Origin of the sequence: Bacteroides sp. 2_2_4 (assembly GCF_000157055.1) — a bacterium.
Classification (GTDB): domain Bacteria; phylum Bacteroidota; class Bacteroidia; order Bacteroidales; family Bacteroidaceae; genus Bacteroides; species Bacteroides ovatus.
Genome location: NZ_EQ973358.1, coordinates 226,258 through 235,653, shown reverse-complemented (window position 1 = coordinate 235,653; position 9,396 = coordinate 226,258). Strand labels below are relative to the sequence as shown.

At 39.7% G+C, this 9,396-nt stretch carries 8 protein-coding genes; 4 read left to right on the top strand and 4 right to left on the bottom strand.

Annotated features, from left to right (window positions below; translation table 11 throughout):
- Together BSCG_RS18565 and BSCG_RS18570 are read left to right on the top strand one after the other, a co-directional pair.
- Positions 1-458: glycogen/starch synthase (locus tag BSCG_RS18565; RefSeq protein ID WP_032849425.1), on the top strand; the 458-nt coding region annotated here is incomplete at its 5' end.
- 21 nt (positions 459-479) lie between these two features.
- A complete protein-coding gene (locus tag BSCG_RS18570) occupies positions 480-2,180 on the top strand; it encodes a DUF4270 domain-containing protein (protein ID WP_008775480.1) in 1,701 nt (566 codons plus the stop codon).
- 167 nt (positions 2,181-2,347) lie between these two features.
- Here BSCG_RS18570 and BSCG_RS18575 read toward each other — a convergent pair whose 3' ends face one another.
- Genes BSCG_RS18575 through BSCG_RS18585 form a run of 3 tightly spaced genes read right to left on the bottom strand, consistent with a single transcriptional unit; the run spans position 2,348 to position 7,029 of the window.
- Positions 2,348-3,793 carry a glycoside hydrolase family 57 protein gene (locus tag BSCG_RS18575; protein ID WP_008775479.1) on the bottom strand — a complete coding sequence of 482 codons (1,446 nt, stop codon included), beginning with the start codon at positions 3,791-3,793 and terminating at the stop codon, positions 2,348-2,350.
- Between the two features lie 16 nt (positions 3,794-3,809).
- Positions 3,810-5,075 carry a glycosyltransferase family 4 protein gene (locus tag BSCG_RS18580; protein WP_004309013.1) on the bottom strand — a complete coding sequence of 422 codons (1,266 nt, stop codon included), beginning with the start codon at positions 5,073-5,075 and terminating at the stop codon, positions 3,810-3,812.
- Positions 5,076-5,091: 16 nt separating this feature from the next.
- Positions 5,092-7,029 (bottom strand): glycogen debranching enzyme N-terminal domain-containing protein, encoded by a 1,938-nt coding sequence (locus tag BSCG_RS18585; RefSeq protein WP_004301783.1) that lies wholly within the window; start codon positions 7,027-7,029, stop codon positions 5,092-5,094.
- 214 nt (positions 7,030-7,243) lie between these two features.
- On the opposite strand from BSCG_RS18585, the gene BSCG_RS18590 reads away from it, so the two are divergent.
- Entirely contained in the window at positions 7,244-7,897 is a 654-nt protein-coding gene (locus BSCG_RS18590) for a rhomboid family intramembrane serine protease (RefSeq protein ID WP_004309014.1), read from the top strand.
- A gap of 128 nt (positions 7,898-8,025) precedes the next feature.
- On the opposite strand, the gene BSCG_RS18595 is transcribed toward BSCG_RS18590, so the two are convergent.
- The gene (locus tag BSCG_RS18595; RefSeq protein ID WP_004301781.1) at positions 8,026-8,625 is read right to left on the bottom strand and encodes a MarC family protein; all 600 of its coding nucleotides are present in this window, start codon (positions 8,623-8,625) and stop codon (positions 8,026-8,028) included.
- A 137-nt stretch (positions 8,626-8,762) separates the two neighbouring features.
- Here BSCG_RS18595 and BSCG_RS18600 point away from each other — a divergent pair.
- A partial coding sequence (locus BSCG_RS18600; RefSeq protein ID WP_008775477.1) for a Crp/Fnr family transcriptional regulator occupies positions 8,763-9,396 on the top strand: 634 nt, incomplete at its 3' end.

Here is a 9,396-nt window from a genome sequence, read left to right as displayed (position 1 = left end):
CACGCGGTGTATTGGAAACAGTGAAAAAACTTCGCTGGTGTCCTGATGTCATTCACTGTCATGGCTGGATGACAGCTTTAGCTCCTCTTTATATTAAGAAAGCCTATAAAGACGAACCTTCTTTTCGCGACGCTAAAGTGGTATTCTCTGTTTATGAAGATGATTTCAAGAGTACACTTAGCGACGATTTCGCAGCCAAATTGATGCTGAAAGGTATTTCTAAAAAAGATTTAGGTGATTTGAAAGAGCCGGTAGACTATGCTGCTCTGTGCAAACTCGCCGTTGATTATTCGGACGGAGTAATACAAAACAGCGAAAAGGTAGACGAGTCTATTATTGAATATGCCCGCCAATCTGGCAAATTGGTACTTGACTACCAAAACCCGGAAAACTATGCAGATGCCTGCAACGAGTTCTACGATCAGGTATGGGATGCTACTGCAAACGAAGAAGAATAAAAAAATCAAGATACGACGATCATGAAAGCAAAATACGCCTTAATAGTTTTACTGGCAATCACCTTTTGGGGTTGTGATGACAACACTGCCGGACTGGGATTGAGAATGTTTCCAGAAAGCGACCGGGATATCAATGGAAAGCTATCTACATTTGATGTAATTACCGAATCTGTTCATGCCGGTAAGATATATGCAATGACAAATGTCGGTTATGTAGGTAAGTTCACTGATGAAACATTCGGAACTTATCAGGCAGGTTTCTTGGCACAACTAAATTGCCCTGAAGGAATGACTTTCCCTGGAGTATACAATAAGACAGCTTTAGACAGCAAAGGGAAAGCTACTCAAATAATGGTAGGGGACGATAATGAAGATAATAAAGATGTCACTTTCATACGTGATGATGAAAATAAGATTATTGGTAACATCCATACAATCGAACTTTACCTATGGTATAGCAGCTATTTTGGAGATTCATTAACTGCATGTCGTTTAAGTGTTTACGAACTAGGAGAGGCTGAAAAAGAACTTAATCAAGAGAATGCATATTATACAGATATTGAGCCTGAAGAATTTTATAATCCTGAAAATCTACTGGGAACTAAGGCCTATACAGCAGTCGATTTATCTGTTAAAGATTCTATCCGCAAACTCAGTACATATGTACCTAGCGTACATGTTTCTTTTAAACAGGACGCTGCAATAGAAATTGGCACAAAGATTATACAAGAAGCTAACAAATTTGGCGTTAATTTTGATAATAAAACATTCAGAAAAATATTCAAAGGCATTTACGTAAAAAGTGATTATGGTGATGGTACTGTGCTTTACATAAACCAAGCTCAAATGAATGTTGTGTATAAATGCTATGCAGTTGATACACTCACTGGTATTAAATTGAAAAAGAAAGTAGCAGAAGAAGATGGAAAATATAAAGACTCGACCTACTATGGATATCGTACCTTTGCCACTACTCGTGAAGTAATTCAAGCTAATCAATTAAAAAATGAGACACAAACGATAGACAATTTAATCAACTTAGAAGAAAACTGGGACAAAACTTATCTAAAGACTCCGGCAGGCATTTTTACCCAAGCAACTCTTCCTATTGATTCTATCGCAAATGTATTAGCTGGTGACACATTGAATGCCGTAAAATTAACATTCACAAACTATAATCAACCTGCTGACAAAAAATTTGGCATGTCTATTCCATCTAATGTTATGCTAATACGAAAGAAAGAAAAAGATTCTTTCTTTAAAGAAAACAAGTTAACCGATGGAATTTCATCATACTTAACAAGCCACAGTAGTAATATCAACCAGTATAGTTTCAACAATATAACCCAGCTGATTAATGCATGTATCGTAGATAAAGAGGAAGCTAGAAAAAAAGCTGGTAGTTCGTGGGATGAAAAGGCATGGGAAAATAATAACCCTGACTGGAATAAAGTTGTATTAATTCCTGTCTTAGTAACTTATGATTCGTCAAGTAGTAATGGTTATTATGGAACATCTAGCAACATTATTAGCATACAGCATGATTTGAAACCTGGATATGTACGTCTAAAGGGTGGAAAATTGGGAGAAAATTTAGTACTTAAAAAAGATAAAGATGGAAATATAATGTATAATGAAAAAGGAGAACCTATATATGAATATGATCAAAAATATGTTCTCAAACTAGAAGTAGTTTCAACTCAATTCAAGAGTACAAAATAAAGATTATCCATATTAATAAAAATAGCGCAGGTCACTTATGTAACTTGCGCTATTTTTATTAATATTGGACAGGGTAACCACACAAATATGCATTACCCCCACAAAAAACCGTGAGTCTGATTTTCTCTTACTCACGGTTCTATATAACAAGTTTTTATACTGTTTATTTAAGCCTTCTTAGCTTTCCCCGTAGCCTTCTTCGGCTCGGCTGTTGCTTTCTTAACTGCAGCTTTCTTTACAGCAGGTTTTGATTTATCAACAGCTTTTTCTTTTACTACCGGCTCTTTAGCATTAGTAGCCTTTTTGACCACCGTTTTCTTTGCCGCTTCTACTTTTGCCTGTAATTTAGCCAATATCTTTTCCAATTCAGTAATCTCATCCCCCTGATTCTTAATGGTAGTCAATAAAGAATTTAATTCTTCACTGTCTACATCGGCAGGATATAGTGCATCTACCCGTTTGATAAAGTCACCCAGAATATTCATATAGTTAGTGAAAGCATCATAAGGAGAATCATAGATTCCACGATTCAACCACATACCATTATTCTTCGTTGTCATAAAACGGAAGTTATTGCTAGCCTGCAAATAATCCCAATCCTGTTTGATACGACGGTCGTCACACAAATGAACACGTTCAGCTACACTATACAATTTATTAAAAGCCTCGCGTTGCATAACATTACCCAGCCAACAACTAGTATCTCTCTCTTCATCCACCCACGACATCGGATATGCAACATCGAGTTGTGATACTGATTTCAGCTTCGTTACAATTTCAGTCGGTGTAGAGAAAGTAATTCCCTTAGCCTTTGCACATTCCGGCAACGCTTTTAAGAATTCAAGAATATTAGAGGATAACGGTTGAGCCATACCAAGCGAACTCAATTCCATAAAGATATTAATAACTTGCTCTTCTTGCGGCAATGCATCGATCCAATTAATATACTTATCAGCAAACAACGGATATTCCGCCCACTCCGAATTAGAAAAGCGCAAACTGATGTCGTCAGAGAGTTTGAAATCCCGCAACAAGAGCTTAAGACTTGGAGCTTGATTACAGTGATAAACATAATGCGGACTCTTCCACCCCAACACATGTTTAGCACCTTCCGTCAACATCCCCTTGAAGCCCATAGAAGCTACCAATCCACCAATTTCATCAGAATAAATCAGACTAGAGTTGCGGAACACTTTCGGTTCTTTGCCAAACATCTGTTTCATCTTATCACGTTGACGAAGTACTTCTTCACGGAAGCAATCCTCGTTAGCCAGTGAAGACAAACCATGCGAATAAGGTTCACATAAGAACTCACAACAACCAGTTTCATTTAACTGATGCAATAAATCAATGACTGCCGGAGCATGAATTTCCAATTGTTCCAAGGCTACTCCCGAGATAGAAAGTGCTACTTTAAAAGCACCACCCGAGTTTTTCGCCATCTCGATCAACGCATTGAGAGCAGGAATATACGAACGTTCAGCGACCTCATTCATACCCGTTTCGTTGGCATAATCATCATAATAATAATGGTCATTACCAATATCGAAGAAACGATAACGTTTCAAATGGATAATTTGATGTATTTCAAAATAAAGACAGATAGTTCTCATTTTATTTATTGTTTTGTTATTTACCATAGTTTCTTAACACAGACTCGTAGAGAGCACGGATTCTCAAGCCAACTTTTTCCCACGTAATCCCATCTACTTCCTTCTTTCCCTCTTCTTTGAGATATTCGAAAAGAGACGGATTGGTACACAGAGAATGGATAGCGTCAGCCATTGCATGAATATCCCAATAGTCAGTTTTTATCACCTTATCAAGAATCTCGCCACATCCAGACTGCTTAGAAATGATGGAAGGTGTTCCACACTGCATGGCTTCCAGCGGAGCGATACCGAAAGGTTCAGAGACAGACGGCATGACAAATACATCACTGTTCTTATAAACCTCATATACCTGTCTGCCTTTCATGAAGCCCGGGAAGTGGAATCGATCGGCAATACCACGTTCAGCAACCAAGTTAATCATGGCATTCAACATATCGCCTGACCCCGCCATTACAAAACGAATATTACGAGTACGCTGCAATACAAGCGCAGCAGCTTCTACAAAATATTCCGGTCCTTTCTGCATCGTAATACGTCCAAGGAAAGTGACCACCTTTTCTTTTGAGTGATCGGGACGTGGAATATCCAGCAGTTCCTGCGACAATGGATAAACAGCATTATGCATGGCAAATACCTTTCTGGGGTCCTGATGATACTCGTTAATAACAGTGCGACGAGTAAGCTCGGATACGCACATGATACAATCGGCATGATCCATACCATTCTTCTCAATCGAATAAACAGTAGGATTGACTTTGCCACGAGAACGGTCAAAATCCGTAGCATGCACATGGATGCAAAGCGGCTTTCCGCTAACCATTTTGGCATGTACTCCGGCAGGGTAAGTCAGCCAGTCATGCGCATGAATGATATCAAACTCCTGCTGACGGGCTACTACTCCGGCAATGATCGAGAAATTATTAATTTCTTCGTGCAAGTTCCCGGGATAACCACCAGCAAACTCCATACACCCCAAATCATTCACATGCATATAAGAAAAATCGGCATAAATATGATCGCGGAAAGAGTAATATTCTTCCGGTGTCATTTCCAACAAGCGGGACTTCAAGTAGTCGTAGTTGACATCACGCCACACGATGGGTACTTGATTCATACCGATTATTTTCAAGAACTTTTCTTCTTCACCGCTCGGTTTAGGCATACAGAAAATCGTCTCCATATCACCTTGCAGACTCAATCCTTTAGTTATTCCATAAGAAGCAACCGCAAGACCACCATATATTTTGGGAGGGAATTCCCATCCAAACATTAAAACTTTCATCTTCGTTCCTCCTTTTTTAATAATACTTAGACAGTAGCTTTAAGACACGCAGTATTTCTGCTACATTCATCGCAAACGATACTGCGCCGCGTCCTTTGAAAGGCGGGTTCCCATCGAATAGCTCGGGAATGGAACCAACACAATGACTTGTCATTTCGTCATCATAACTAATCAGTTGGCGTTCAACGAATGACAATCCGCTCATCTTATAAATTCGAAGATAAGCTTCCAGATAGAACCCCATCAACCAAGGCCAAGCCGTTCCCTGATGATAAGCATAATCACGTTGTATCTGCGGACCTACATAGTTCGGATTATATCCGCCACTCTTCGGACTCAACGAACGAATTCCTTTCGGAGTGAGCAGCTCTTTGGTCACAATATCAAGCACCTGTTTCTTTTGTGCACGATCCAAAGGAGAATAATCAAACGCTACGGTAAATATCATGTTAGGACGTACACTCCAATCCATCATATTACCGTCTACATAATCAAGCAGATAACCATATTCGTTACGGAATACCTCGACAAAAGACTTTCCGGTTACTTCTGCCTGCGCATCGAGTTCATCCGCCAAGTATACGTCTCCTCCTTCGCGCACCAAATCAGCTATAAAACGCAACGCATTATACCACAACGCATTAAATTCAACAATATACCCCGTACGAGGAATCACCGGATGTCCGTTCACTGTAGAATTCATCCATGTAATCGCCTTATCCGTACCGTTGGCAAAAAGTAATCCATTATCATGCAAGAAAAGATTCTCATGTTTCCGCTGACGAATAAACTCCATTATATCTTTCAGAAGTTCTCCGTATTTCTGACGACATTGCTCACGGGAAGTTTCTTTTGCATATTGCTGCAAAGCCCAGACAGCCCAAAGCAAAACGTCAGGATGCTCCATTTCATAAATCTTGTAGCCTACTGGTTCTTCATTTATAAAATTGCGAATTGCCTTTTCCGCCGTTTTCATCACATCCTCAAACTGATCGACCTCATCGAGCGCAAGCGTCAGTCCCGGCAGGGCAATGAACATATCACGTGCACGACATTTAAACCACGGATAACCGGCAAGAATATAATGTTCGTCTTCCTGCTGGTTATGGAACTGATGAGCGGAATTCTTCAGACAATGGTAAAAGCTATCACGAGGGGTACGATCAAGCACTTCAGCCTCAAATGTTTGTTTCAATCTACGGGGAGTCACTTCTGAAGTTCCGGCAGAGAATACGATGCTCTCCCCTTTCTTTATATCCACCTCAAAATAACCGGGAACATAAAGGTCTTCATTGAAGTCATACCCACGCTCTTGTTCTTTCGGGTATTCAATACCCCGATACCAGTCAGGCATGAAATGAAACTCACACTTTTTATTCAACTGCATATATAGTTCCGGATATCCGGGATACATACAGGTTTTAATACCATTTTCCACAAGTTGATACTCGCGGCTTGCCTGCGCATTTTCATGTGTGTACTCACGTACACTCCTGAAAGCGAGGAACGGGCGGAAGCGCAAAGTCGTAGCCGAATGCGCATCCAGCAAAGTATAACGAATCAGGATTCTATTTTCATGATGTACAAAGATTTTTTCTTTGCGGAGGATAACACCTCCGACACGGTAAGTTGTTGCCGGGATATGCTCACAATCAAACTCGCGGATATACTTGTGTCCGTTAGGACTAAAGTTGTTTCCCTGATATTTGTGCAATCCCAAGTTAAACTCCGCACCGTGTTGAATTACCGTTTCATCAAGAGAAGATAGCAGCACATGATTTTCATCGTCGATATTGGGAACTGGAATTACCAACAGGCCGTGATATTTGCGTGTGTTACAATCAACAATCGTCGTACAATGATAAGCTCCTGCTTTGTTCGTCCGGAGGATTTCTCTTTGAAGAGACTCTTCCAGATTCGTCATGAGGGTCTTGTCAAATCGTAAATAACTCATAGTTGTGCATTATTAAAGGTTAATTTATTGGTCATTATATCATATATCTATTTATTGTTACATACCGCATATATGGACTGTAGCATCATATACAACGGGTATAACGCCCAAATGTACAAATTATAGATAAAAACAAAAATAAAAAGGCTTTTTATTTTCAGATTTTGTGCAAATATTCGTAGTATTGCGTAAAATATCTAAAGAAAAGAATGTCATGAAGCAAGATATTCAGCGTATCATGCTGGCTGCAGCAAAGCCTTTGTTTCCTATTTTTATTCTCTATATACTCAAGATTATGGAAGTCGGAATGGACTGGGACTTCTCTCGCTTGGGGGTATATCCTATGGAGAAACGGGGGCTGGTAGGTATTTTAACTCACCCATTGATACACAGCGGATTTAGTCATTTACTGGCAAATACAATTCCTTTATTTTTCTTGTCATGGTGTCTTTTTTACTTTTACCGGGGGATAGCAGGTAAGATTTTTATCCTAATCTGGCTCGGAGGCGGACTACTTACTTTCCTGATTGGAAAACCGGGATGGCACATTGGTGCCAGCGGATTAATTTACGGACTTGCCTTCTTTCTCTTTTTCAGTGGTATTCTCCGCAAATATATTCCACTCATTGCCATCTCTTTACTTGTCACCTTTTTATATGGAGGGATTATATGGCATATGTTTCCTTATTTCTCCCCCACCAATATGTCGTGGGAAGGACATCTTAGCGGAGGAATTATGGGGACACTCTGTGCTTTCGTTTTCGTAAATCACGGACCGCAACGCCCGGAACCTTTTGCGGACGAAATGGAAGAGGAAGAAAATACAGAAGAAGAAACAACAGCAGCAGAAGAAGAAGAAACGTTATAAATGCCAACTCGTGCCACCACATTGGCACACTTGTGACATCAAAGTGGCACGATTGCGACAAAGACATGTCACAGTTGTGCCAACACGATGGCACATCCGATACAATAGCTTTCAATTTAATAAGAAAATCAAGACCGATGCAACGCCTCAATCAATAACGTTATATTGGCTGTAAACAACCTCACAGAAATAGCTAATAAGATGATACCAAAGAATTTACGAATAATATAGATGCCTCCTTTTCCCAGGAAACGTTCTACACGACCGGTCATACTCACTACAAAGTAAACCCAGATCATATTCAAGACTAAAGCTATAATGATATTAACACTGGCATATTCTGCCCGAAGAGAAAGCAAAGTGGTGAAAGCTCCGGCACCTGCCAACAGAGGAAAGACAAGCGGCACCAAAGTTGCTTCTTTGATAGGACCCTGGTTCTTGAAAATCTCAATATCCAGAATCATCTCCAAAGACATAAGGAAAATGACAAATGCACCGGCTACTGCAAACGATTCAATATCTACATGAAAGAGTTTCAGCATCATATCTCCCGCATAGAAAAATCCGATCAGCAAAGCAAAAGAGATGACAGTAGCTTTCATTGCATTCACATCTTTCCCTTTTTCTTTCAGGTTAATTATAATAGGTATAGAGCCGATAATATCTATCACGGCAAAAAGTACGATAAACGCACTAATCATCTGCTGCCAATTGAAGCCTGCGAACATAATTCCCTCCTTTTTTTCTGCAAATATACTCTATTTTTATGCATTCAAACAATAAAAAAAACAAAAAGAACGGTCAGATGTTGACAGCAGTATTGTATTATGAGTAAATTTGTACGATTAACAAGAGATTACAACATATGGAAACAATGTTCGACACTTTGCTCCAATTGCCTTTATTTCAAGGTCTTTGTCATGAAGATTTCACAAGTATTCTGGATAAGGTCAAGCTACACTTTATCAAGCATAAAGTGGGAGAAACTATCATAGAGAGTGGTAGTCCGTGTAAACAACTCTGCTTCCTATTAAAAGGAGAGGTTTCTATCGTCACAAGTTCCAAAGAAAATATATACACCGTCATCGAACAGATGGAAGCACCTTATCTGCTGGAACCACAGTCGTTGTTTGGCATGAATACCCATTACACTTCTGCTTATGTGGCACATACGGAAGCGCATACCGTCAGTATCAGCAAAGCATTCGTACTTAGCGACCTGTTCAAATATGAAATATTCCGGCTGAACTATATGAACATCGTAAGTAACCGGGCACAAAATCTTTACTCACGTTTATGGGAAGAGCCGACACAGGATTTAAGAGAGAAAATCATTCGCTTTTTCCTGTTACATTGTGAAAAGGCGCAGGGAGAAAAGATATTCAAAGTAAAAATGGACGACCTTGCCCGCTACTTAGATGATACCCGGTTGAATACATCGAAAGCACTCAACGAGCTACAAGACAAAGGATTATTAGAGTTACGCCGGAAAGAGATTC

What these genes read in the sequence shown, in the direction of transcription:
- BSCG_RS18575 (WP_008775479.1), bottom strand. Translation starts at nt 3,793, where the DNA reads ATGAGAACTATCTGTCTTTATTTTGAAATACATCAAATTATCCATTTG.
- BSCG_RS18590 (WP_004309014.1), top strand. Translation starts at nt 7,244, where the DNA reads ATGAAGCAAGATATTCAGCGTATCATGCTGGCTGCAGCAAAGCCTTTG.
- BSCG_RS18585 (WP_004301783.1), bottom strand. Translation starts at nt 7,029, where the DNA reads ATGAGTTATTTACGATTTGACAAGACCCTCATGACGAATCTGGAAGAG.
- BSCG_RS18570 (WP_008775480.1), top strand. Translation starts at nt 480, where the DNA reads ATGAAAGCAAAATACGCCTTAATAGTTTTACTGGCAATCACCTTTTGG.
- BSCG_RS18595 (WP_004301781.1), bottom strand. Translation starts at nt 8,625, where the DNA reads ATGTTCGCAGGCTTCAATTGGCAGCAGATGATTAGTGCGTTTATCGTA.
- BSCG_RS18580 (WP_004309013.1), bottom strand. Translation starts at nt 5,075, where the DNA reads ATGAAAGTTTTAATGTTTGGATGGGAATTCCCTCCCAAAATATATGGT.